The sequence below is a fragment of the Streptomyces sp. NBC_00523 genome, from assembly GCF_036346615.1.
GTDB lineage: Bacteria > Actinomycetota > Actinomycetes > Streptomycetales > Streptomycetaceae > Streptomyces.
The window spans coordinates 4,400,303-4,421,009 of record NZ_CP107836.1 but is presented as its reverse complement, the minus strand read 5'-3'; the positions used below and the strand labels follow the sequence as shown (position 1 = coordinate 4,421,009).

Here is a 20,707-nt window from a genome sequence, read left to right as displayed (position 1 = left end):
GTCAGGCCTCCGTTCCGGTGCTCTCAGCAGCCGGAGCAGCGGCGGTCGCCTCGGCCTTGGGGGCCTCGGCGGCCGGAGCCGACTGCTGCGGCTTACGGCCGCGACCGCCACGCTCGCCACCGCGGCCACCGCGGCCGGCCGGGCGGTCAGCGCCGCCACGGGCCGGGCGGTTGCCCGCACGGGCAGCAGCGTTCTCGGCGCGGACCTCGGCGATGTTCTTGACGTCGCCCTTGTAGATCCAGACCTTCACGCCGATGCGGCCGAAGGTCGTCTTGGCCTCGAAGAAGCCGTAGTCGACGTTCGCGCGGAGCGTGTGCAGGGGCACACGGCCCTCGCGGTAGAACTCCGAGCGGGACATCTCGGCGCCGCCGAGGCGACCGCCGCACTGGACCTTGATGCCCTTGGCGCCGGCCTTCATCGTGCTCTGCATGCTCTTGCGCATGGCACGACGGAAGGAGACGCGGGAGGAGAGCTGCTCGGCGACGGCCTGGGCCACCAGCTGAGCGTCCACCTCGGGGTTCTTGACCTCGAGGATGTTCAGCTGGACCTGCTTGCCGGTCAGCTTCTCCAGCTCGCCGCGGATGCGGTCGGCCTCGGCGCCGCGGCGGCCGATGACGATGCCCGGGCGAGCGGTGTGGATGTCGACGCGGACGCGGTCGCGGGTGCGCTCGATCTCAACCTTCGAGATGCCGGCGCGCTCCATGCCCTTCGTCATCATGCGACGAATGGCGACGTCTTCCTTGACGTAGTCCTTGTACAGCTTGTCGGCGTACCAGCGGGACTTGAAGTCCGTGGTGATGCCGAGCCGGAACCCGTGCGGGTTTACCTTCTGGCCCATTACCGGGTTCCTTCCTTGCTGCTGACGACCACGGTGATGTGGCTGGTCCGCTTACGGATCCGGTAGGCACGGCCCTGAGCACGCGGACGGAACCGCTTCAGGGTCGGGCCCTCATCCACGTACGCCTCGCTGATGACCAGCGAAGAGGCGTCGGTGTGGTCGTAGTTGTGTGCGGCGTTGGCAATGGCGCTGTCCAGCACCTTGCCGACCGGCACGCTCGCGGCCTGCGGGGCGAAACGCAGGACCGCCTGAGCCTCCGTGGCATCCATGCCACGGATGAGGTCCACCACGCGGCGGGCCTTCATGGGCGTGACGCGGATGTACCGCGCCTGGGCCCTGGCTTCCATGGTTGTCCCTTCGGTGTAAGTCATAGTCAGTCACCCCGCGTTAGCGGCGCTTCGACTTCCGGTCGTCCTTGACGTGGCCGCGGAAGGTGCGAGTCGGCGAGAACTCGCCGAGCTTGTGGCCGACCATCGACTCGGTGACGAACACCGGGACGTGGATCTTGCCGTTGTGCACCGCGATGGTGTGACCCAGCATGGCCGGGACGATCATCGAGCGACGGGACCAGGTCTTGATGACGTTCTTGGTGCCGGCCTCGTTCTGTACGTCCACCTTCTTGGCGAGGTGGCCGTCGACGAAGGGCCCCTTCTTGAGACTGCGCGGCATCTAAACCCGCTCCTAGCGCTTCTTGTTCGTCTTGCGGCGGCGGACGATGTACTTGTTCGACGCCTTCTTGGGCGAACGAGTACGACCTTCCTTCTTACCCCACGGCGAAACCGGGTGACGGCCACCGGAGGTCTTACCCTCACCACCACCGTGCGGGTGGTCGACCGGGTTCATCACGACACCACGGACGGTCGGGCGGACGCCCTTCCACCGCATACGGCCGGCCTTGCCCCAGTTGATGTTCGACTGCTCGGCGTTGCCGACCTCGCCGATGGTGGCGCGGCAGCGGGCGTCGACCAGGCGGATCTCACCCGACGGCATACGAAGGTGGGCCATGGTGCCCTCCTTCGCCAGCAGCTGCACGGAGGCACCCGCGGAGCGGGCGAACTTCGCGCCGCCGCCGGGCCGCAGCTCGATGGCGTGGATGGTCGTACCGACCGGGATGTTGCGCAGCGCCAGGTTGTTGCCGGGCTTGATGTCGGCGGCCGGGCCGTTCTCGACACGGTCGCCCTGGCCCAGGCCACGCGGCGCGATGATGTAGCGCTTCTCGCCGTCCGCGTAGTGCAGGAGCGCGATGCGCGCGGTGCGGTTGGGGTCGTACTCGATGTGCGCGACCTTGGCCGGCACGCCGTCCTTGTCGTGACGACGGAAGTCGATCACGCGGTAGGCGCGCTTGTGGCCACCACCCTGGTGGCGAACGGTCACACGACCGGTGTTGTTACGGCCGCCCTTGTTGTGCAGGGGGCGGACCAGCGACTTCTCCGGCGTGGACCGCGTGATCTCGACAAAGTCGGCGACGCTGGAGCCACGACGGCCCGGGGTCGTCGGCTTGTACTTGCGGATACCCATTTCTCAGTCCTCGTCCGATTCCGGACGACTCGGCCTCACTAGGAGGTCGGGCCGCCGAAGATGTCGATACGGTCGCCCTCAGCGAGGGTCACGATGGCGCGCTTGGTGTCAGCGCGCTTGCCGAAACCGCTCTTGGTGCGCTTGCGCTTGCCCTGGCGGTTGATCGTGTTGACCCCGGTGACCTTGACCGAGAAGACCGCTTCCACGGCCTGCTTGATCTGGGTCTTGTTGGAGCCCGGCGCGACGATGAACGTGTACTTGTTCTCGTCGAGCAGCGCGTAGCTCTTCTCCGAGACAACCGGCTTGACGAGAACGTCGCGCGGGTCGTCGTAGGTCTTGCTGGTAACGGTCGCCTCGCTCATCAGGCGTCGCTCCCTTCGGTCTCAGCGGTCTGGGGGCCAGACACGAAGGACTCGAAGGCGGCCTGGGTGAAGACCACGTCGTCAGAGACGATCACGTCGTACGTGTTCAGCTGGCCCGGCTCCAGGATGTGCACCTGGGGCAGGTTGCGTGCGGAGAGCCACGCGGCCTCGTCGTTGCGGTCGACGACCAGGAGCACGTTCTTGCGCTCCGAGATCTTGCCGAACAGCGTCTTGGCGGCCTTCGTGGAGACCCCACCCTCGACCACGCCGGTGACGACGTGGATACGGGAGTGACGCGCCCGGTCGGAGAGGGCACCGCGGAGGGCGGCGGCCTTCATCTTCTTCGGGGTGCGCTGCGAGTAGTCACGCGGCTGCGGGCCGTGGACGACGCCACCGCCGACGAACTGCGGCGCACGGGTCGAACCCTGGCGCGCGCGGCCGGTGCCCTTCTGGCGGTACGGCTTGCGCCCACCACCGCGGACCTCGCCACGACGCTTGGTCTTGTGCGTGCCCTGACGGGCAGCTGCCAGCTGTGCGACGACGACCTGGTGGATCAGCGGAACGCTGGTCTTCGCGTCGAAGATCTCCGCGGGGAGCTCGACGGTACCGGCCTTGTCGCCTGCCGGCGAAAGGATGTCAATGGTGCTCATTACCTCAAGCCCCCTTGGCCGCGGTACGGACCAGGACGAGGCCGCCGTTCGGACCGGGGACCGCGCCCTTGATGAGCAGCAGACCCTTCTCCGCGTCAACCGCGTGGATGGTCAGGTTCTGGGTGGTGACGCGCTCGTTACCCATGCGACCGGCCATGCGCATGCCCTTGAAGACACGCCCAGGGGTGGCGCAGCCACCGATCGAACCGGGGGAACGGTGCTTGCGCTGCACGCCGTGACCGGCGCCGAGGCCCCGGAAGTTGTGACGCTTCATGACACCGGCGAAGCCCTTGCCCTTGCTCTTGCCCGTGACGTCAACCTTGACGCCGGACTCGAACACCTCGGCATTGATCTCCTGGCCGAGCGTGTACTCGCTGGCGTCAGGAGTGCGGATCTCCACCAGGTGGCGGCGCGGGGTGACGTCGGCCTTGGCGAAGTGACCCTTGAGGGGCTTGTTCACCTTGCGCGGGTCGATCTCGCCGAAGGCGATCTGCACCGACTCGTAGCCGTCGCTGTCGTTCGTACGGACCTGCGTCACGACGCACGGACCGGCCTTGACGACGGTCACCGGGACAACCCGGTTGTTCTCGTCCCAGACCTGGGTCATGCCGAGCTTCTCGCCCAGGACGCCCTTGATGTTCTTGCTCATCTCGGCCCGTCCCCTCAGAGCTTGATCTCGATGTCGACGCCAGCCGGCAGGTCGAGGCGCATCAGCGAGTCAACCGTCTTCGGCGTGGGGTCGAGGATGTCGATGAGGCGCTTGTGCGTGCGCATCTCGAAGTGCTCGCGAGAGTCCTTGTACTTGTGCGGCGACTTGATGACGCAGTACACGTTCTTCTCAGTGGGCAGCGGCACCGGGCCCGCGACCGACGCACCAGTGCGGGTCACCGTCTCGACGATCTTCTTCGCCGAGGAGTCGATGACCTCGTGGTCGTAGGCCTTGAGCCGGATGCGGATCTTCTGTCCCGCCATGGCTACTAGTAGTCCTGTCTCTCGTTTAACGCTCTGGAACCCGGGGTTCGGTACCTTCTCCTCCGACCCACGCGGTCGGGCGTGTCGCATCCCCTCTACGCAGAAGTCCCGAAGGATTTCCCAACCAAGGGGGTGCGGGCCGAAGACCACGCTGCCGGGGGTGAAACCCCACCGGGCGCCTGGCCGGTGCCCCACTTACGCTTCCCGGAAGATTCCCGTACGTCCGGCCCGCATGGGGCCGACGAGTACTGTGGGACTCGCTTCCGGTCCTCCCGGCGGGAGGCGCGCAGCATTGACACTCAACCGAGCAACCTGGCTAGTGTGCCATACGGGCTGCGAGCCTGGCCAATCGGGCCGGGGATCTTACCCCGGCCGAGTGTCCGGTCAAACGCAGGCGCGCATCGGGGGCCTGCGGACCCCACTCCCCTCCCCCGTTATTTCGGTCGTACGCGCGTGCTGCCCGCCCCTACAGTTTCCGACCGGATACGGCAAAGGCACGGGGGCGGAAGATCATGCGGACGCACTATCCACGGACGGCTCATCTGCCCTGGTCGCCCGGGGCCACGTCCGACGACGTGCGGATGACGGACCTGGCGGCGCTGGCCGGGACCGAGGTCGTCGTCACCGAGAAGCTGGACGGCGAGAACACCACGTTGTACGCGGACGGGCTGCACGCCCGTTCGCTGGATTCGGCGCACCATCCGTCGCGGACCTGGGTGAAGGCCCTCCAGGCCCGCGTCGGGGCACGCATTCCGCAGGGGTGGCGGATCTGCGGGGAGAACATGTTCGCGCGGCACTCCCTGGCGTACGACGCGCTGGACAGCCACTTCTACGGGTTCTCCGTGTGGGACGGCGACCGCTGCCTGGGCTGGGACCGGACCGTGGAGTTCCTGCGTTCCCTGGGCATCCCGGCGCCGCCGGTGCTGTGGCGCGGGGTGTTCGACGCAAAGGCGCTGCGCGCGCTGAAGCCGGACACGGGGCGGCAGGAGGGGTACGTCGTCCGCCCGGCGGCGGGCTTCCCGGCCGCGCTGTTCGGGCGCGTCGTCGGGAAGTGGGTACGGCCGGGCCATGTGGTGACCGATACGCACTGGATGCACGCGGAGGTCGTGGAGAACGGGCTCGGTGCGGGGGCGGCGCTGTGGGCGGTACGGAGTGGAGCCCCGGTGGACGCGGGGGCGCTGCGCGCGGCGGTGGGCGCCGGTCCGGAAGCCGGGCCGGAGCCGGGAGCCGGGCCGGCGCCGGGAGCCGGGCCGGCGCACGCCCTCGCCGCCGCCGACGCCCTGGACGCCCTCGGCCGCACCGGGGACGACCGCCTCGCCGGTGTCCTCGCCGCCCTGCTGCACGGCACCCGCCGCACCGCCCTCGCCCCGCTCCTGGCCCCCGCCCTCGGCATGCCGCTCGCCCGGCGCGTCGCGGACCTCGTCGGGCTGGCGCCCGGGCTGCACCGGCCCTACCCCGACGAGGAGCGGCGCGCCGGGCTCGCCCGGATGGCGCTCGCCGCCGACCTGTCCGTCCTGCACGCCGTTTCCGGGGTGCTGGCGGACACCGCCGAGGCGCGGGAGCAGGTCGAGTGGTCGGCGCTGCACGCGGCGGAGGTGCGGGAGCCGGACGGGCTCGCCGAGGCGTTCGCCGATCTCGGGCCGGAGGCCGCCGCGCGCTGCCTGGCGCAGGCCCGCGAGGCGCACGCGGACGGGCGCGTCGCCACCGCGGAGGAGGCGGTCGCCGCGACCTGGCGGTGGCGGTCCGGGGACTTCCCGCGCCTGGTCCAGCTCGCCGGGCCCTCCGGCAGCGGCAAGAGCACCTTCGGCCGGGGCCTGCCGGGGGTCGCCACGTACATCTCGCTGGACGATCTGCGCCTGGCCCGGGGCTCGCGCGCCGATCAGAGCGCCAACGGGGACGTGCTGCGCGAGGGCCTGGACCGCCTGGACGCGGCCCTCGTCCCCGGCGCGACGGTGGTCTGGGACGCCACCTCGCTCAACCCGCACCAGCGCTCCCTGGTGCGCGCGGTCGCCCGTCGCCGCGACGCCCTGGTCACGCACGCCGTGGCCTGGATCGGCGAGGCGGATTTGGCGGCGCGCAACGGACGCCGGGAGCACCCCGTACCACCGCAGGTGCTGGCGTCGCAGCTGCACCGGTTCGTACCCCCGTACCCCGGCCAGGCGCACCGCACCTGGTACATCGGCACCAGCGGAACCGTGGAGGACTGGGCCTGATGCGTACGAGCGAGGAGATCTACCACCGGGTCCGCTGGGACGCCCGCTTCGATCCGGCGCGCTTCGTGCTGGGCGTGGCGCAGCGCGCCCGGGAGCCGAAGCGGGTGCCGTTGGACCGGTTCACTCCGGGCGGGGACATCCCCTGGCACCGGGTCCTCTTCTTCGAGGCGGACGGGGAGGTGGTCTGGGACCGGGCGACGGGCACGGACCGCATCGACGCGACGGACGCCGGGCGCATACGGGAGGCGCGCCGCCTGCCTTCCCCGTACTTCACGGCGCGAACCCCGCACGCGTACTCCCCCGCGACGGGCACCTGGGAACCGGCGCCGACCGGCGCGAAGGGCCCGAGCGGTCCGCTGACCGTCCTCACCTGGAACACCCTCTGGGACCGTTACGACAGCGACCGCATCGACACCGCGCGTCGCCGTCCCCTGTTGGCCGAGGCGTTGCGCGCGGCGGACGCGGACGTGATCGCGCTCCAGGAGGTGGAGCCCGCGCTGCTCATGCTGCTACTGGGGTGCGAGTGGGTGAGTGCTCACTACACCCTCGCGACCGACCCGGCCGGCCACGACGTCCCCGACCACGGTCTGCTGCTGCTCAGCCGCCTGCCGGTGAGCGAGGCGGCGGTGCACGGGCTGGGCCCGCACAAGGCGGTCGCGGCGGCGGTGGTGGAGACGGCGGACGGCCCGGTCACGATCGCCGTCACGCATCTCAGCAGCGACCACTCCCCCGACGGTGCGGCTCGCCGGGAGGCGGAACTCGCGGACCTGGCCACAGGGTTGGCGAACGTGGCGGGCGAACTGCTGCTCGTCGGCGACTTCAACGACGGCGGCGACCACCCGCAGGCCCGTCTGGCGATGACGGACGCGTGGACGGAGGTGCACGGCCCCGCCGACGACACCCCGACCTTCGACCCGTCGGCCAATCCGCTGGCCGCGATCTCGTCCCTCTCGGGCCGGGTGTCCCGCCTGGACCGGGTGCTGCTGCGCACGGACCGGCTGCGGGCGTGTGGGGCGACCCTGCTCGGGGAAGAGCCCGGGCCGGGTGGGCTGCATGTGTCGGACCACTACGGGGTACGGGTGGGACTCGGCGCGGCTTCCCCGAGGGTGGCCGCCGAAACCGCCCGCTCCACCCAGGCGGCCGACGCCGTAACCGCCCGCGTCGCCGCCGCCCTCCCCGAAGCGCACGTCCACCTCGTCGGCTCCCGGCGCATGGGCTGCGCGCGCCCCGGCGCGGATCTGGACCTGGTGGCGGCGCTCCCCGAGGTCACGGGCGTACGGGACCGGCTCGCCGAAGCCTTCCCGGAGGCGCGGGACCCGCGCGAGGTGAGCGGGGCCCGTGTCCCCGGACTGCGGTGGTACGTGGACGGCCTGCGGGTCGACCTGGTCACCGTGGCGACGGGCGCCCTGCCCCCGGCCGAAGCGGTGGCGCGCCGCGCGGAGCTGGGCGAGGCGGCGGCCGTCGCGCTGAGCGCGGTGAGCGACGCGGAAGCGTTCCCGCGCGATGAGGCGTTCACCGCCCTGGCCCGGGACGTGAAGGAGTGGGCGGCGGCCAGGGGCCTGGACTCCGCCCCGTGCGGCGGCCTCCCGGGCATCGCGTGGGCGACCCTCGCGGCCCGTACGGCCCACGAGGGCGGCGGCCTCCGGGACTTCTTCGCGACCTGGGCGGCATGGGACTGGCGCGCCCCGGTGGGCGAGGGCTCGGCGACGGGCGACCCGGTGACGGTGTACACCCCGACAGCCCCGGTCCGCTCCTGCACGACCCAAGTGAGCGCCGCAGGACGCGACGTGCTGACGGCGGAGCTGTTCCGGGCCTGGGAGCTCCTGGACACGGAACCGGCCGCGCTCTGCACCCCGCCCCCGCTCACCGAGCACACCGCCTGGGCCCTCGCCATGGCAACCCCACCCGAGGAGGGCCGCCTACGAGGCCGCCTCCTCGCCCTCACCGCCGCACTCGCGGACGCTGGCGCCCCGGACACCCGCATCTGGCCCCGCCCGGTCACGACCCCCGACCACACGGGCTACGCGATCGGCCTGGGCGCGACACCCCCGGAGGCCCACCGCCTGGCGGAGATCGGGGCGGAGGTCCTGCGCGGGCTGAAGGGGGCGTCGCTGGGCCCCGGCCCGAATCCGCTGGCGTGATGCGCGTGTAACGCCTTGCCCGTCCACTGCCAAGTAGGTGTGACAGGCAGGCCGGGAGATGGGGAGACGACCTTGACGAGCGACACCCGCAGCAAGGAAGGACCAGCGGCGGCGGCGCGCGATCCGGACCTCTTCGAGGAGTTCTACCGGCGCCACTTCGACGCGATCACCCGCTTCGTCGCGCGGCGCGTCACCGACCCTCACACGGTCGCGGACGTGACGGCGGAGGTCTTCCTCGCCGCGATCGACTCCGCGGACTCCTACCGTCCGGGCCGGGGCAGCGAGACGGCCTGGCTGTACGGCATAGCCCGCAACCTCGTCGGCGCCGAGGCCCGCCGCACCGCCCGCCAAGCGGCCCTGGGCGCCCGGATAGCCGGGCGCAGGCTGCTGGAGGCGGACGACATCGCGCGCCTGGAGGAGCAGCTGGACGCCGAGGCCGCCGGGCGCCGGGCGCTGGCCGCGCTCACCGGCCTCCCGCAGGGCGAGCGCGCGCTGCTGGAGCTCATCACCGTGGACCAGCTCACCCTCCCCGAGGCCGCGTCGGCGCTCGGCCTCCGCCAGGTCACCGCCCGGGTCCGGCTGCACCGGGCACGCAAGACCCTGCGCGGGGCGACCGGCAGCGTCCCGGATCAACCGCCCCCGGAACCGGCACTCGCCAGGGACACACTCATCGCGGGGACAGGGGAACGAGCATGAACGCGACATTCGAGGACCGGCTGCTCGAAGAGCTGAAGCGGGAGATCGAGGCACGCGGACCTCAGCCCGCCCCGGCGCGCCGCCCGCGCCGCCTGGTCACGGCACCGCGACTCGCGCTCGTCGCCGGACTGGCCACCGCGGCGACGGTGGCGGCGGTGCTGCTGCCCGGTTCGCCCACGACACCGAAGGCGTACGCCGTGGACCGGAACGGCGACGGCACCGTCACCGTCACCCTCTACGACCTCACCCCGGACCCCGAGGAACAGGACGCCCTCGTGGCGCGGGTACGCGAGCTGGGCGTGCTGGTCAGCATCGACAGCCCGCCCGACGGAACCACCTGCACCCAGCCCAGGGGGGAGGTCATCCAGTCCCCGGCGGGCGTCGCGGACCCCGGGATGAAGATCGAAATCGCGAAGCCGGCGGATACCCCGCCCGGCGTCCCGACCCCGCCGGTCACCAAGGGCAAGGCCCCTGATTCCGATACCGGCTGGCGGGCCACCCTTCACCCCGGCGACACCCTGGTGATCGAGCGCGACAGCGCCTTCGCGTGGTTCTCCGCGGTCAAGGGCGCCGCCACCCCGTGCAACCCCCGGCCCGTCAACCAGCCCGGGCCCCTGCCGCCCCCCGCCACCGCCGACTGAGTTCGCGGCGCCCCTGCCGGTGAACCACCTGTCCACCTGTTGACGGGTGGCGTCCGGGATGCGCGAAACGGCTCCCCCGTGGCTGGGGGAGCCGTTTCGCGACCGTGCGGAGCGGTGTGGGTCAGGCGTGGCGGCGGTTGCCGGTGATGACCCGGTAGAGCACGAGCAGGATGATCGAGCCGACGATGGCCGCGATCCAGGTGGAGAGTTCGAAGAAGCCGTCGATGGAGTCGACGCCGAAGATGACCTTGCCGAGCCAGCCGCCGAGAAGGCCGCCCGCAATGCCGATGAGCATCGTGATGATGATGCCGCCCGGGTCCTTGCCCGGCACGAGCGCCTTGGCGATGAGACCCGCAAGAAGCCCGATGATGATCCACGCGATGATGCCCATGATGTCCCACCTACCTGGTCGTATAAAGATTTCGTCAACGACCGTGTTCACCGGAACGGCGCGTTCAAACATCGGCCGTGCAAATGTCTTCGGCGGGCCTGGAGGTGACGACCGGAATCGGGGCGCACGGGGGCGTTGATGAAACGGCACGCACTACGGTGTGCGTCATGGCGAGTGAGACCGATCGTGCCGCTCTGGCCCATGAGGTGCGCCTCGCGCTGAAGAGGTCCTGCCCCGGATCACGCGCGGAGCTGACCGGCTCGCTGGGGTCGGGCACGGCGGACGCCTTCAGCGACATCGACATCGCGTGGGTGGTGCCGGACGCGCGGTTCCCGGACTGCCTGGATCGCGCGGTGGAGGTCCTGGGCGAGGTCCGGCCGGTCGACGGCGTCCGTATCGACCCGGACTTCTCTCGCTCCGACCGCCGCCGCCTCCTGTTCGTCCGCTTCGCAGGGGTGCCGCTGTTCTGGCGCCTTGACCTGGACGTCCGCGCCGCGTCGGTCGCGGACGACCCGCACTACGACGCGGAGAACCCGGCGGCACGCGCCCATGACGACGAGTGGTCACGCCCTGCCAGTGCCCTGGCGAACGCCATCGGCGCGGTCAAGGCGGTGGCCCGGAAGCGGGACGACGAGGCCCGTGGCCTGCTGGACCGGGGGTTCGCCCGCATCAACGAGGACGACCGGGCCAGCGGCGCCTGGGCGAACGACGTAGTCCGGCTCGCGCACGCCGCCGCCCTGCGCGAGCCGTCCTTGTCGGACCTGGCCGCCCAGGTCACCGTGCTCGCAGCGCGGCACGTGGGCGGCACCGCCTGACGACTCCCTAGGAGTCAGCAGCGTACGAAACGAACCCCGCCCACGCGGTCTCGCCGAAGGCGAGCTCCGGCACGGACAAGTCCTTCGAGTCGCGGACGTGCACAGCCCCCGGAGCCGCAGCGACCTCGACGCAGTCATTTGGGTTGCTGCTGTCGCTGTAGCTGCTCTTGAACCACCGCAGCTCAGAGGCTTCCCCGGCAGTCGGCCTGTGGGTCATGTTTCTCCCCGTACTTGCTTGATGAAAGCCATGGACTCCTCCGGAGTTAGAGCGCGAGCCCGGATGATGCCGAACCCTAGCTCAAGGATACGAAGCTGCTTGGGGTGAACAATGGGCCTGCCAGCGAACTCATCGTCCGCACGGCCAACGGCCGATCCGTCGGCGAACTTCAGCACTTGGATGCGTCCGCCCGTTCCGGGGTGGTCCCACCGGGCGGTCGGCATCACCTGGATGTCAACGAAGGGCAACTCGCCCAGGCGCAGCAGGTTGTCGAGCTGCCGATGCCACACCTCCCTGCCGCCGACCGGACGGAGCAGCGAAGACTCCTCCTGGACAAAGCTGAGTTCAGGCACCGGCACGCGCTCGAAGATGGACTGCCGGGCCACGCGTGCGGCTACAGCTCGCTCCAGGTCGTCCGGCGAGAGAACGGGACGCCTCGTACCGATGAGGGCCCGGGCGTACTCCTCCGTCTGCAAAAGGCCGTGCAGGTTGTGGCTTCCGTACGCCGACAACTCGACGGCCTTCGCCTCCAGCTTCGCCAGGTCCCGGACCTTCTTCGGGTACCGGACCTCCGCGAGGTCCTTCTTCATCGCGGCGATCTTCCCGCCCGCCCCGCACACCTCATCCGCCATGTCCAGCAGCTCGGGCCGGGGAATCCGGCGGCCCCCCTCCACCTTGTAGATCAGGTTCTCGCCATACCCCAGCCGCGTACCGAACTCCGCCGCCGTCAGCCCCGCCGCCTCGCGCCAGGCCCTGATCTGGCGGCCCACGGCGGCGACCACCGCGACGCCCGACTCGTCGTCGGGGTCCACGTCCCAGCCGGGTTCGTCCGCCCCCGCGTCGGGCTGCCAGTCCGCACCGATCTCGTCCACACTCATCCGTGCCCCGCTTTCACGCGTGCCGTCGTTCCTCAACCGTGTACGTCCCCCGGGCGTCACCCCGTACAGCGGGGACAACGCTGGACAAGCTCGGGACAATGACCGTACGTAAGCGCCGAGTCACTGTTCACGGTAGGGGCGCGCGACCACCCTGAGTGACGTGAATCGAGAAATCACCCGAACCGAAACGTCCACTCCCGCCCGGCAGTTCGCCGTTCTGCTCTCCCCCACGCGCCGGGGCGCACGGCTCGCCCGGCTGCTCACGACGGCGCATTTGGGCGACTGGGGGCTCCCCACCGAGGCGGCCGCGCACATCGTGGCCGAACTGGCCGCGAACGCGGCCACGCACGGGCGGGTGCAGGGCCGGGACTTCCGGCTGAGCCTCACCGTGGACGAAGCGTCACGGCTGCGGATCGAGCTGACGGACACCCGGAGTGACCGCCTGCCCGTGCCGGACACCCCCGGCCCGTGCGCGGAGAGCGGGCGCGGCCTGCTCATCGTGGCGGCGCTGGCGGACCGCTGGGGCGTCGAGGAGGGGCCGGTGCCCCGGAAGACGGTGTGGGCCGAGCTCGACCTCGTACCGTGACGCCCCCGACCGCGTCCCGGAGCACCGGGTCGCGGTCCTTCGCGACGCAAAAAGGCTTTTAAAGAACCTGGGAAAGAACCAGACCAAAACCCACCCCACCCCGTCTTGACCTGCATCACTCGCGCGAGTGAACTCGGGCAACTGGGCTGGATTCGGGCCGGGTTCGCTGGCATATGCTCGCCGCGACAACACCACAGAACGTGACGGCCCCCGGCGAGACGGGAATCTCCACCGAGGGCCTGACCAACACGGAAGAGCACAGGCTTCCTGATGGCTACCTCGCAGGTTATCGCGCCCCCTCGCGCCCCCTCCGGCTCACCCGCCGCAGGCGTCCAGCACGCCAACGTCCGCCACACCACCGGCTTCACGGTGATCGGCAACCACCTCGCCCAGCACGCGCAGCTCTCGCTGCTCGCGATCGGGCTCGCCGCGCACATCCAGTCGCTGCCCACGGGCGCCAGGATCGGCATCAAGCTCCTCGCGGCCCGCTTCCCGGAGAGCGAGGCCCGAATTGCCGCTGCGCTACGGGAGTTGGAGGCGGCCGGATACCTGCACCGGGACCGCGTACGCCTGCCGGACGGCCGGGTGGTCACCCGTACGACGTCGTACAACCAGCCGCACGCGACCCCCGAGCAGCAGGAACCCGCCGCCCCGGCGGCACCCCCGGCCCCCGAACCGCACCCCGAGGCGGCCACCCTCCTCACGGGCCTCCGCCGCCACGCGCCCCAACTCACCCTGTCCGCACAGGCGATCAGCGAACTGGCCCCCGCAGTCGCGACCTGGCTCGCCCGCGACGTACACCCCTCCACGGTCCGGCACGCCCTGACGAGCGACCTCCCCCCGATCATCCGGCACCCGGCAGGCTTCGTACACAACCGCCTCACCGCCCTCCTGCCACCCCCACTCCCCAATGCACCGACGTCGGCCATCCCCCTCCAGGACTGCGACCGCTGCGACCGCGTCTTCCGAGCCCCGGAACCGGGCCACTGCCGGGACTGCCGCGAGGCGGAACCGTACAGAGCCGCCTGACCGGCCGAAACCGCCGGCCCCGGACGGGCGTCTCCTCGTACATGGAATCCGCGCACACGACCCCCCGACGCGAAGCCCTCACCGGCACCGCAGGGCTCCTCACGGCGGCCCTCGGCGCCCTCGCGGGCCTCGCGGCCTGGCTCCCGTACGGCCGGAGGGGCCTCTTCGGCGCCTTCGAGGGCGAGCGCAACACCGACGTACTCCTGCTGGGTCTCCCCCTGCTCCTGATCGGCGGCACGCTGACGGCCCTGGCCGCCTTCGCCGCCGTGCGAGGGCGGTGGCGCACCGCGCTCGGACTCACGGCGGCCGTCGCAGCACTCGCCGCCCTCGGCTACGGCCTCGACGTCCTGGCGGGGCCGCAGGCGGTCTCGGACTGCGGGTCGCCCTGCTGAGCGGCCCGGTGACCTGAGGGTTTGCGGTGGGTCCTGCCAGTCACCGCAACGCGGCGGCGGCCACCTCCCCCACGTCGACCGCCAACCGCGCGAAGACGTTCCCGCACGCATGGTGCAGCGCAGTGCGGATGGAGGCGTTCCCGCAATGGGCGGGGTCACCGGTCAGCGCCTTGCTGCTGCCGGGAGGGGTGTAGGACGCCGGGGTGTCCGTCGCCTCGTCCACCGAGGAGTAGAACCCCTTCTCCAGAGCCGCTGCCGCGACGACGAGATGAAAGGTCTCACCCGGCGGCATCGATTCCTTCCTGGTCCGGTTCAACAACGGCTTGTGCCTGTCGCCGACCAGTTCGTCCCAGCTGCGGCCGTCTTCCATCGTATTGCCGCTGAAAGTGGCCGGGTCGTACGACGGAGTGCTGGCCAGTGCACGGATGTGCCCGGTCCGCACGTCCACAGCGACCGCGGCACCCTCCCTGCCGTCCAGCGCGTCCATGGCGGCGCGCTGGACGGCAGGCGAAATGGCCGTCACCACGTTGCCCGGCCGGCTGCCGGGGGAGGACGCGCCGGGGTTCAGGACGTCGTCGTACGCCGATTCCAGCTCATTGCGCCCGAATGCCAGTGGCGCTTAGTCGTAGGCATGCGGTCATCCTAGGTCCGCCCCGTAGGCACACCCCTCACCCGCAGGCTACGGCCCTACCCCGGATGCACCGCCCGCCAAGCCCCCATAGCCCGGTCCCACTCCTCCCCCGTCAACGCCGTGAGCGACGCCGGGAACAGGCCGTCCTCCTCCTTGGCGATGTGGTGGTGCAGCTCGGCCACCGCCTCGCGCAGCCGGGCGATGTCCTCGGCACTGCTCAGGTCGATCCCCCGGAGGAACGCGCCGAGTTCGCGGTGTTCGCGTACGAGCGCGTCGATGTACCCCGCGTACTCCGGGTCCGCGCTCATCACCGCGAAGAGGCCCTGCTCCTCGCCCTGCCAGTGCGCCACGAGCTCCCGCTCCATGCGGGCCACCAGGTCCGGGACGAGGGCCCGGTCCCCGTCGTCCAGCGCACGCAGGGCCGCGCCCGCCGTGTCCGTGACGGACTCGTGCTCCGCGATGAACTCCTTGATCAGGGGGATCTCACGGCAGCCGCAGTAATGGCACATAAGGGGCACTTTGCCACACGTGCCTCGGCCCGCTACGCGTCGCGCCCGCGCAGCAGCAGTCCTCCCACCAGCAGGGCGGCGGCCGCCCACGCCGCGAGCACGCCCAAGCCGGCCCAGGGCCCGATGGGCAGCTCGCGCACATGGACCGTGGCCTGCACGGCGAGCCCGGCGGTCATGGGCGAGACCTGCTGGAGGTGGCGCTGCCACTCCGGGTCCTGGACCACCCCGATCACGACCGGGAAGACGTAGAGCAGCCCGAGCACGATCCCGATGGCGGTCGCCGCATCCCGTACCGCCGTCGCCACGCCGAGACCGAGCAGGGCGACGAGGGCGAGGTAGAGCACCGAGCCCGCGGCCGCGCGCAGGGTCGGGCCGTCGGCCAGGGACAACGGGGCGTAGCCGTGCGCCTCGGTGAATCCGCTGCCGGGCAGGATCAGGCGGCCGCCGAGGAGCGAGGCCAGAACGGCCACCGTGCCGGAGGCCAGGACGACCGCCGTGAGGACCGTCGCCTTGGCCGCGAACACGGTCATCCGGTCCGGCATCGCCGTGAGCGTCGTACGGATCATGCCGGTCCCGTACTCCCCGCTGACGGCCAGCACCGCGAGGACGGTGACAACCGCCTGGCCGACCGTGACGCCGGTCAGGGCGAGCTTGACGGCGTCCCGGCCGCATCCCGTGTCCGGGCACTTCACTGCCTCGGCCGTACCGCAGCCGACCGCCGCGGGCAGCGCGACGGCGAGCAGGAGCAGCCTCCCCAGGTCCCCCGCCGTGCGCAGCTTCGTCCACTCCGCGCGCAGGGCGCTCATACGTCCCTCCCGCGCACCCGCGCCACGGCCAGCCCGTACGCGAGCGCCGCGTACCCGCACAGCACGGCGAACCCCGCCCACGGCGCCAGCGGGAAGTACCCGGTCGACGGCTCGTACACGCTGAGCACCTGCGCGTACCGCGGCAGCGTCTGCTGCACGGCGAAGCCCGCGGCCGGGGTCACCCGCAGCAGCCACTCCGCGGCGCCCGCGGGCAGCACTCCGGAGACGGCGAGCAGGAAGGGCAGCACCAGCGACGCGACGACCAGCGCGACCGCCGTACCGCTGCGCCGCAGCAGCGCGCCGACGCCGAGAGCGAGCACGGCGGCCGTCGCGCAGAGCAGGCCGGTCCCGGCCACGACCCGCAGTTCGGTCGCCGTCGTGACGGGGAGGACGAGGAAGCCCCTGCCGCGCGCACCGCGGGCCCCGAGGGGAACGGCGATCGCGGCGGCCACCAGCCCGACGGCACCCGCGACGCCCCCGGCCACCAGCGCCTTGGCGCCGAGCACCCGGCCCCGCCGGGGTGTGGCCGTCATGCTCGTACGCAGCAGACCCCGCCGGTACTCGCCGGTGATGAAGACCGTGGCCATGACGATCACCGCGATCAGCCCGGCGAAGGTGCCGACGAGGAAGTTCTCGACGGAGAAACCGACGCCCATCACCGGTCCGCCGACGACCGGTGCGATGTCCCCGGCCCCGGTCACGGCGAACCCCTCGCCGGTCCGGGTGAAGCCGCCCTTCAGGGTGTCCGTGTAGCTGCCGGAGGTACCCGCGTCGCCGCCCACCTGCGTGCCGCGCCACGGGGTCCGCGACCAGCCACCGGTCAGGGCGGGCCGGCCGAAGGTGCCGGTGGCCACGGCGGGGCTGAAGCCCGCGCCCGCCCCGGTGTCCTGTTTCGCCTGCGGTGACGTGGCGAAGAGCCCGGCCCGCACGGTGCGCGCGAGCCCGGGCAGCCGCGCCCGGCCGACCTCGGTCCAGCGGGAGCCGTCGGCGGAGGCGTAACCGGTGAGCCGGTCACCGGAGCGGACCAGGCGCAGCCACCGCTGCGGGGCCTCGGGGCCCGCCGTGTCGTGCGTGTAGTCGTACTGCATGCGGATGCCGTGGGCGCCGGTGGCCATGAGCGCCGCGTACGGGGAGCCCTGGGCGAGGCTCTCCTTGACGATGATCCCCGCCTTGGCCCAGGGCTGGGCGCCGCGAGCCGTCTTCCCGGCCCCGGTGTCGGCCACACCCGCCAGGGACCGCAGGGGGACGGTGAGAGTGCCGTCGCCGGTGAGCGTCCGGTGGACGAAGTAGAAGCTGTCGTTGACGGCCTCGCCGCCGGGGCCCCTCGGGTACGAGGCGTCGGCGCCGGGGCCCGGGGCGGCCGTTCCGAGCAGGCCGACCACGATCGTCGCCAGGAGCGCCCCGGCCATGGTGAGGACCCAGCCCCGCACCGTACGGAACTTCGTCCACTCGGCGTGCAGCGTCGCGAGGAAGCCGGTGTGCCTCGTGCGGATGGCGGTCATCGCGTGCCCTCCCCCGCCGGAACGCCCCGGTACTCCACCGCGTCCCGGGTGAGCTCCATGTACGCCTCCTCCAGCGTCGCCCGGTGCGCGGACACCTGCGAGAACGGCACTCCGGTCCGGGCGAGCAGGGCCACGACCGCCTCGTCGGCCAGCCCGGTGACGCCGAGGGTGTCGGGGCCGGTGACGAGTACGGTGGCGCCCGCGCCGCGCAGGGCCTCGGCGGCGCGCTGCGGTGCGGAGGTGCGCAGGACGACCCGGCCGCCGGACGCCTCGGCGAGCAGCGCGGAGACGGCGGTGTCCGCGAGGACCCGGCCCCGCCCGATCACCACCAAGTGATCGGCGGTGTCCTCCAGTTCGCCCATCAGATGGCTGGAGACCAGAACGGCGCGGCCGTCCCGGGCCAGCGACGACAGGACGCCGCGCATCCATACGATGCCGTCGGGATCGAGGCCGTTGAACGGCTCGTCCAGCACGAGCACCGGCGGGTCGCCGAGGAGCGCCGCCGCGATACCCAGGCGCTGGCGCATCCCCAGCGAGAAGCCGCCCGCCCTGCGCCGGGCCGCCCCGCCCAGGCCGGCCTGTTCGATGACCTCGTCCACCCGCCGGGCGGGCAGGCCCTGGGAGTGGGCCAGCCACAGCAGGTGGTTGCGGGCGGTGCGGCCCGGCTGCACCGCGGAGGCGTCGAGCAGGGCCCCCAGATGCCGGAGCGGCCGGCGCAGGGTGCGGTACGGCACCCCGCCGACCAAGACCTCCCCGTCCTCGGCCGCGTCGAGGCCCAGGATGACACGCATGGTGGTGGACTTGCCCGCGCCGTTCGGCCCGACGAAGCCGGTGACACGCCCGGGCCGCACGGTGAACGTCATCCCGTCCAGGGCCAGTCGGGCGCCGAAGCGTTTACGGAGACCGATGACCTCGATCGTCGCGCTCGTACTCTCATCGCTCATGGCCACACCCTCGGAGGCACCGCGTCACAGCAGCCGAACAGCCGCTGTCATCCCGCTGTTAGGCGTCTCCGCCTAGCCTGACCCGTACCGGCCGTGGCGAGAGGGGAGCACGCGGATGACATGGGGTCCTCCCCGACGGCTCGCGGGCCCGCGCCGCACCACCGCCCGCACCCGCTTCACCGCCCTGTACGTCACGCTGTTCCTGCTGTCGGGAACGGCACTGCTCACCATCGCGGCCGTGGTGGCCTCCGGCGGTACGCGGGACAGCCGGACCGCCCCCGGTGCCACCGGACAGCCCGCGGCGGCCCAGGCTCAGGGCCGCATCGCCGAGCTGGAGCAGCAGCTGGCCCAGGTCCACGACACCCAGACCCAGCAGATCCTGATCGGCTGCGCCATCGCCCTCGGCGTGATGGTGGTCCTCTCGGCCGTCCTCGGCTGGTTCGTCGCCGGCCGGGTACTGCGCCCGCTGCGCGTGATGACGGCGGCCACCCGCCGGATCACCGCCGACGGCCTGCACGAACGCCTGGCCATGGACGGGCCCGGCGACGAGGTGAAGGAACTCGCCGACACGATCGACGATCTCCTCGGCCGCTTGGAGAACTCCTTCGAAAGCCAGCGCCTCTTCGTCGCGAACGCCTCCCACGAACTGCGCACGCCGCTCACCACGATGCGGGCCTCGCTGGACGTCGCCCTCGCCAAGCCGGGCCCGCTCCCCCCGCCCACGACCACCCTGGCCGCCCGGCTGCGCACCGAACTCGACCAAGTGGACCGGCTGCTGGAGAACTTCCTCGTCCTGGCCCGCAGCCGGCAGGGCGAGTTCACCGACACGGCGCGCCTCGCCCTCGCCCCGCTCGCCTCGGCCGCCCTGGCGGACCGCGCGGAAGACATCGCGGCCGGGGACCTGACCGTACGCCAGGACCGGGCCGACGGGACCGCGTGGGTGTCCGGCAGCCCGACGCTGCTGCGCCGCGCGGTCGACAACCTGGTCGACAACGCCGTCGTGCACAACGGCCCCGGCGGCTGGATCGGTGTCGCGGTCCGGGCGGAGGGAAGCGCGGTGTCCCTGGTCGTGGAGTCGGGCGGACCGGTCCTCGGCCAGGAGGCGGTGGCGGCCCTCGTCCGGCCCTTCCGGCGCCTGGGCGGCGACCGGACGGGCACCGGCCGGGGCAGCGGGCTCGGGCTCTCCATCGTCGCGGCCATCGCTCGGGCCCACCACGGCACCCTGGACCTGCGCGCCCGCCCCGCCGGCGGCCTGCGCGTCACGCTCACCCTGCCCGGCGCGGGCACGGAGGCGGCGCCGTGAGAGTCCTGGTGGTCGAGGACGCCCGTACCCTCGCCGAGGTCGTCGCCGAGGGGCTGCGCGACCAGGGCATGGCCGTCGACGTGGCCCACGACGGCCTCGACGCCGCGGCCAAACTGGACGCCACCGCGTACGACGTCGTCGTGCTCGACCGGGACCTGCCGGGCATCCACGGCGACACCCTCTGCCGGATGATCACCGAGCGCGACGGCCGGGCGATGGTCCTGATGCTGACGGCCGCGGGTTCGCCGGGCGACCGGGTCAGCGGCCTGACCCTGGGCGCCGACGACTACCTGGGCAAGCCGTTCCACTTCCCCGAGCTCGTCCTGCGCATCCGCGCCCTGGCCCGCCGCCGCCCGGCCGCCCGGCCCCGCACCCTGAGCGCCGCGGGCATCGAGCTCGACCCGGTGCACCGGACCGCCGGCCGCGACGGCCGCAGGCTCGACCTCTCCGTCAAGGAGTTCGCCGTCCTCGAAGCGCTCCTGGCCGCGAGCCCCGCCTTCCTCAGCGCGGAGGACCTGCTCGAACAGGTCTGGGACGAGCACGCCGACCCCTTCACCAACACGGTCGCCGTGACCATCAGCCGCCTGCGCCGCAAGCTCGGCGAACCCGCGGTCATCGCCACCACCCCGGGCGTGGGATACCGGATCGCCGGGCCGGGCGCCCTCTGACAGAC

26 protein-coding genes are annotated in these 20,707 nt (G+C 72.1%); 10 read left to right on the top strand and 16 right to left on the bottom strand.

What is annotated here, in order from left to right; all coding sequences use genetic code 11:
* Position 1 precedes the first annotated feature (1 nt).
* From rpsC to rpsJ, 8 genes are read right to left on the bottom strand one after another with little or no spacing between them, the layout of a single operon-like run.
* Positions 2 to 838 (bottom strand): 30S ribosomal protein S3, encoded by an 837-nt coding sequence (gene rpsC, locus OHS17_RS20195; protein ID WP_018101223.1) that lies wholly within the window; start codon positions 836 to 838, stop codon positions 2 to 4.
* Entirely contained in the window at positions 838 to 1,185 is a 348-nt protein-coding gene (gene rplV / locus OHS17_RS20190; protein WP_004571827.1) for a 50S ribosomal protein L22, read from the bottom strand. The genes rpsC and rplV overlap by 1 nt, the downstream gene beginning before the upstream one ends.
* A gap of 40 nt (positions 1,186 to 1,225) precedes the next feature.
* On the bottom strand, positions 1,226 to 1,507 hold the full coding sequence (gene rpsS / locus OHS17_RS20185; RefSeq protein ID WP_018101224.1) for a 30S ribosomal protein S19: 282 nt from the start codon (positions 1,505 to 1,507) through the stop codon (positions 1,226 to 1,228).
* 12 nt (positions 1,508 to 1,519) lie between these two features.
* Complete coding sequence (gene rplB, locus OHS17_RS20180) at positions 1,520 to 2,356, bottom strand: 50S ribosomal protein L2 (protein ID WP_018101225.1); 837 nt, start codon at positions 2,354 to 2,356, stop codon at positions 1,520 to 1,522.
* A gap of 38 nt (positions 2,357 to 2,394) precedes the next feature.
* On the bottom strand, positions 2,395 to 2,718 hold the full coding sequence (rplW, locus tag OHS17_RS20175; protein WP_018101226.1) for a 50S ribosomal protein L23: 324 nt from the start codon (positions 2,716 to 2,718) through the stop codon (positions 2,395 to 2,397).
* Positions 2,718 to 3,368 (bottom strand): 50S ribosomal protein L4, encoded by a 651-nt coding sequence (rplD, locus tag OHS17_RS20170; protein ID WP_018101227.1) that lies wholly within the window; start codon positions 3,366 to 3,368, stop codon positions 2,718 to 2,720. The genes rplW and rplD overlap by 1 nt, the downstream gene beginning before the upstream one ends.
* A gap of 4 nt (positions 3,369 to 3,372) precedes the next feature.
* On the bottom strand, positions 3,373 to 4,017 hold the full coding sequence (rplC, locus tag OHS17_RS20165; protein WP_018101228.1) for a 50S ribosomal protein L3: 645 nt from the start codon (positions 4,015 to 4,017) through the stop codon (positions 3,373 to 3,375).
* A 14-nt stretch (positions 4,018 to 4,031) separates the two neighbouring features.
* A complete protein-coding gene (rpsJ, locus tag OHS17_RS20160; protein ID WP_003948644.1) occupies positions 4,032 to 4,340 on the bottom strand; it encodes a 30S ribosomal protein S10 in 309 nt (102 codons plus the stop codon).
* Positions 4,341 to 4,852: 512 nt separating this feature from the next.
* On the opposite strand from rpsJ, the gene OHS17_RS20155 reads away from it, so the two are divergent.
* The 4 genes from OHS17_RS20155 to OHS17_RS20140 all read left to right on the top strand — a co-directional run bounded on the left by OHS17_RS20155 (position 4,853) and on the right by OHS17_RS20140 (position 10,031).
* Positions 4,853 to 6,553, top strand: coding sequence for an RNA ligase family protein (locus OHS17_RS20155; RefSeq protein ID WP_330313310.1), 1,701 nt, complete (start codon positions 4,853 to 4,855; stop codon positions 6,551 to 6,553).
* Positions 6,553 to 8,694, top strand: coding sequence for an RNA repair domain-containing protein (locus OHS17_RS20150; protein ID WP_330313309.1), 2,142 nt, complete (start codon positions 6,553 to 6,555; stop codon positions 8,692 to 8,694). Before OHS17_RS20155 ends, OHS17_RS20150 begins: the two co-directional genes overlap by 1 nt.
* Before the next feature lie 72 nt (positions 8,695 to 8,766).
* The gene (locus tag OHS17_RS20145; protein WP_330313308.1) at positions 8,767 to 9,390 is read left to right on the top strand and encodes an RNA polymerase sigma factor; all 624 of its coding nucleotides are present in this window, start codon (positions 8,767 to 8,769) and stop codon (positions 9,388 to 9,390) included.
* Positions 9,387 to 10,031: a hypothetical protein gene (locus tag OHS17_RS20140; RefSeq protein WP_330313307.1), complete on the top strand. Its 645-nt coding sequence runs from the start codon at positions 9,387 to 9,389 to the stop codon at positions 10,029 to 10,031. The genes OHS17_RS20145 and OHS17_RS20140 overlap by 4 nt, the downstream gene beginning before the upstream one ends.
* Positions 10,032 to 10,152: 121 nt before the next feature.
* On the opposite strand, the gene OHS17_RS20135 is transcribed toward OHS17_RS20140, so the two are convergent.
* Entirely contained in the window at positions 10,153 to 10,422 is a 270-nt protein-coding gene (locus tag OHS17_RS20135) for a GlsB/YeaQ/YmgE family stress response membrane protein (protein ID WP_073964445.1), read from the bottom strand.
* 167 nt (positions 10,423 to 10,589) lie between these two features.
* On the opposite strand from OHS17_RS20135, the gene OHS17_RS20130 reads away from it, so the two are divergent.
* On the top strand, positions 10,590 to 11,237 hold the full coding sequence (locus OHS17_RS20130; RefSeq protein ID WP_330313306.1) for a nucleotidyltransferase domain-containing protein: 648 nt from the start codon (positions 10,590 to 10,592) through the stop codon (positions 11,235 to 11,237).
* Between the two features lie 7 nt (positions 11,238 to 11,244).
* Here OHS17_RS20130 and OHS17_RS20125 read toward each other — a convergent pair whose 3' ends face one another.
* Positions 11,245 to 11,454: a DUF397 domain-containing protein gene (locus OHS17_RS20125; protein WP_330313305.1), complete on the bottom strand. Its 210-nt coding sequence runs from the start codon at positions 11,452 to 11,454 to the stop codon at positions 11,245 to 11,247.
* Positions 11,451 to 12,332 (bottom strand): helix-turn-helix domain-containing protein, encoded by an 882-nt coding sequence (locus tag OHS17_RS20120; RefSeq protein WP_330315304.1) that lies wholly within the window; start codon positions 12,330 to 12,332, stop codon positions 11,451 to 11,453. The genes OHS17_RS20125 and OHS17_RS20120 overlap by 4 nt, the downstream gene beginning before the upstream one ends.
* 160 nt (positions 12,333 to 12,492) lie before the next feature.
* Here OHS17_RS20120 and OHS17_RS20115 point away from each other — a divergent pair, with 160 nt between their 5' ends.
* From OHS17_RS20115 to OHS17_RS20105, 3 genes are all read left to right on the top strand, one after another.
* Complete coding sequence (locus tag OHS17_RS20115; RefSeq protein WP_330313304.1) at positions 12,493 to 12,918, top strand: ATP-binding protein; 426 nt, start codon at positions 12,493 to 12,495, stop codon at positions 12,916 to 12,918.
* Between the two features lie 270 nt (positions 12,919 to 13,188).
* A complete protein-coding gene (locus tag OHS17_RS20110) occupies positions 13,189 to 13,947 on the top strand; it encodes a helix-turn-helix domain-containing protein (protein WP_330313303.1) in 759 nt (252 codons plus the stop codon).
* A 41-nt stretch (positions 13,948 to 13,988) separates the two neighbouring features.
* Positions 13,989 to 14,339, top strand: coding sequence for a hypothetical protein (locus tag OHS17_RS20105; RefSeq protein ID WP_330313302.1), 351 nt, complete (start codon positions 13,989 to 13,991; stop codon positions 14,337 to 14,339).
* A gap of 40 nt (positions 14,340 to 14,379) precedes the next feature.
* On the opposite strand, the gene OHS17_RS20100 is transcribed toward OHS17_RS20105, so the two are convergent.
* The 5 genes from OHS17_RS20100 to OHS17_RS20080 all read right to left on the bottom strand — a co-directional run bounded on the left by OHS17_RS20100 (position 14,380) and on the right by OHS17_RS20080 (position 18,731).
* Positions 14,380 to 14,826 (bottom strand): penicillin-binding transpeptidase domain-containing protein, encoded by a 447-nt coding sequence (locus tag OHS17_RS20100; RefSeq protein WP_330313301.1) that lies wholly within the window; start codon positions 14,824 to 14,826, stop codon positions 14,380 to 14,382.
* Between the two features lie 200 nt (positions 14,827 to 15,026).
* Positions 15,027 to 15,479 carry a hemerythrin domain-containing protein gene (locus OHS17_RS20095; RefSeq protein WP_330313300.1) on the bottom strand — a complete coding sequence of 151 codons (453 nt, stop codon included), beginning with the start codon at positions 15,477 to 15,479 and terminating at the stop codon, positions 15,027 to 15,029.
* 32 nt (positions 15,480 to 15,511) lie between these two features.
* On the bottom strand, positions 15,512 to 16,285 hold the full coding sequence (locus OHS17_RS20090) for an ABC transporter permease subunit (RefSeq protein WP_330313299.1): 774 nt from the start codon (positions 16,283 to 16,285) through the stop codon (positions 15,512 to 15,514).
* Positions 16,282 to 17,787 carry an ABC transporter permease subunit gene (locus tag OHS17_RS20085; protein ID WP_330313298.1) on the bottom strand — a complete coding sequence of 502 codons (1,506 nt, stop codon included), beginning with the start codon at positions 17,785 to 17,787 and terminating at the stop codon, positions 16,282 to 16,284. Before OHS17_RS20085 ends, OHS17_RS20090 begins: the two co-directional genes overlap by 4 nt.
* Positions 17,784 to 18,731 carry an ATP-binding cassette domain-containing protein gene (locus OHS17_RS20080; RefSeq protein WP_330313297.1) on the bottom strand — a complete coding sequence of 316 codons (948 nt, stop codon included), beginning with the start codon at positions 18,729 to 18,731 and terminating at the stop codon, positions 17,784 to 17,786. Before OHS17_RS20080 ends, OHS17_RS20085 begins: the two co-directional genes overlap by 4 nt.
* A 115-nt stretch (positions 18,732 to 18,846) precedes the next feature.
* Between OHS17_RS20080 and OHS17_RS20075 the strand changes: the two genes are divergently transcribed.
* Together OHS17_RS20075 and OHS17_RS20070 are read left to right on the top strand one after the other, a co-directional pair.
* Positions 18,847 to 20,034, top strand: a complete 1,188-nt coding sequence (locus OHS17_RS20075) for a sensor histidine kinase (protein ID WP_330313296.1) — start codon at positions 18,847 to 18,849, stop codon at positions 20,032 to 20,034.
* Positions 20,031 to 20,702, top strand: coding sequence for a response regulator transcription factor (locus OHS17_RS20070; RefSeq protein ID WP_330313295.1), 672 nt, complete (start codon positions 20,031 to 20,033; stop codon positions 20,700 to 20,702). Before OHS17_RS20075 ends, OHS17_RS20070 begins: the two co-directional genes overlap by 4 nt.
* Positions 20,703 to 20,707 lie beyond the last annotated feature (5 nt).

Coding starts and splice junctions, on each gene's coding strand:
- rpsC (WP_018101223.1), bottom strand. CDS start 838: ATGGGCCAGAAGGTAAACCCGCACGGGTTCCGGCTCGGCATCACCACG.
- rplV (WP_004571827.1), bottom strand. CDS start 1,185: ATGGAAGCCAGGGCCCAGGCGCGGTACATCCGCGTCACGCCCATGAAG.
- rpsS (WP_018101224.1), bottom strand. CDS start 1,507: ATGCCGCGCAGTCTCAAGAAGGGGCCCTTCGTCGACGGCCACCTCGCC.
- rplB (WP_018101225.1), bottom strand. CDS start 2,356: ATGGGTATCCGCAAGTACAAGCCGACGACCCCGGGCCGTCGTGGCTCC.
- rplW (WP_018101226.1), bottom strand. CDS start 2,718: ATGAGCGAGGCGACCGTTACCAGCAAGACCTACGACGACCCGCGCGAC.
- rplD (WP_018101227.1), bottom strand. CDS start 3,368: ATGAGCACCATTGACATCCTTTCGCCGGCAGGCGACAAGGCCGGTACC.
- rplC (WP_018101228.1), bottom strand. CDS start 4,017: ATGAGCAAGAACATCAAGGGCGTCCTGGGCGAGAAGCTCGGCATGACC.
- rpsJ (WP_003948644.1), bottom strand. CDS start 4,340: ATGGCGGGACAGAAGATCCGCATCCGGCTCAAGGCCTACGACCACGAG.
- OHS17_RS20155 (WP_330313310.1), top strand. CDS start 4,853: ATGCGGACGCACTATCCACGGACGGCTCATCTGCCCTGGTCGCCCGGG.
- OHS17_RS20150 (WP_330313309.1), top strand. CDS start 6,553: ATGCGTACGAGCGAGGAGATCTACCACCGGGTCCGCTGGGACGCCCGC.
- OHS17_RS20140 (WP_330313307.1), top strand. CDS start 9,387: ATGAACGCGACATTCGAGGACCGGCTGCTCGAAGAGCTGAAGCGGGAG.
- OHS17_RS20135 (WP_073964445.1), bottom strand. CDS start 10,422: ATGGGCATCATCGCGTGGATCATCATCGGGCTTCTTGCGGGTCTCATC.
- OHS17_RS20130 (WP_330313306.1), top strand. CDS start 10,590: ATGGCGAGTGAGACCGATCGTGCCGCTCTGGCCCATGAGGTGCGCCTC.
- OHS17_RS20125 (WP_330313305.1), bottom strand. CDS start 11,454: ATGACCCACAGGCCGACTGCCGGGGAAGCCTCTGAGCTGCGGTGGTTC.
- OHS17_RS20120 (WP_330315304.1), bottom strand. CDS start 12,332: ATGAGTGTGGACGAGATCGGTGCGGACTGGCAGCCCGACGCGGGGGCG.
- OHS17_RS20110 (WP_330313303.1), top strand. CDS start 13,189: ATGGCTACCTCGCAGGTTATCGCGCCCCCTCGCGCCCCCTCCGGCTCA.
- OHS17_RS20105 (WP_330313302.1), top strand. CDS start 13,989: ATGGAATCCGCGCACACGACCCCCCGACGCGAAGCCCTCACCGGCACC.
- OHS17_RS20100 (WP_330313301.1), bottom strand. CDS start 14,826: ATGGACGCGCTGGACGGCAGGGAGGGTGCCGCGGTCGCTGTGGACGTG.
- OHS17_RS20095 (WP_330313300.1), bottom strand. CDS start 15,479: ATGTGCCATTACTGCGGCTGCCGTGAGATCCCCCTGATCAAGGAGTTC.
- OHS17_RS20090 (WP_330313299.1), bottom strand. CDS start 16,285: ATGAGCGCCCTGCGCGCGGAGTGGACGAAGCTGCGCACGGCGGGGGAC.
- OHS17_RS20085 (WP_330313298.1), bottom strand. CDS start 17,787: ATGACCGCCATCCGCACGAGGCACACCGGCTTCCTCGCGACGCTGCAC.
- OHS17_RS20080 (WP_330313297.1), bottom strand. CDS start 18,731: ATGAGCGATGAGAGTACGAGCGCGACGATCGAGGTCATCGGTCTCCGT.
- OHS17_RS20075 (WP_330313296.1), top strand. CDS start 18,847: ATGACATGGGGTCCTCCCCGACGGCTCGCGGGCCCGCGCCGCACCACC.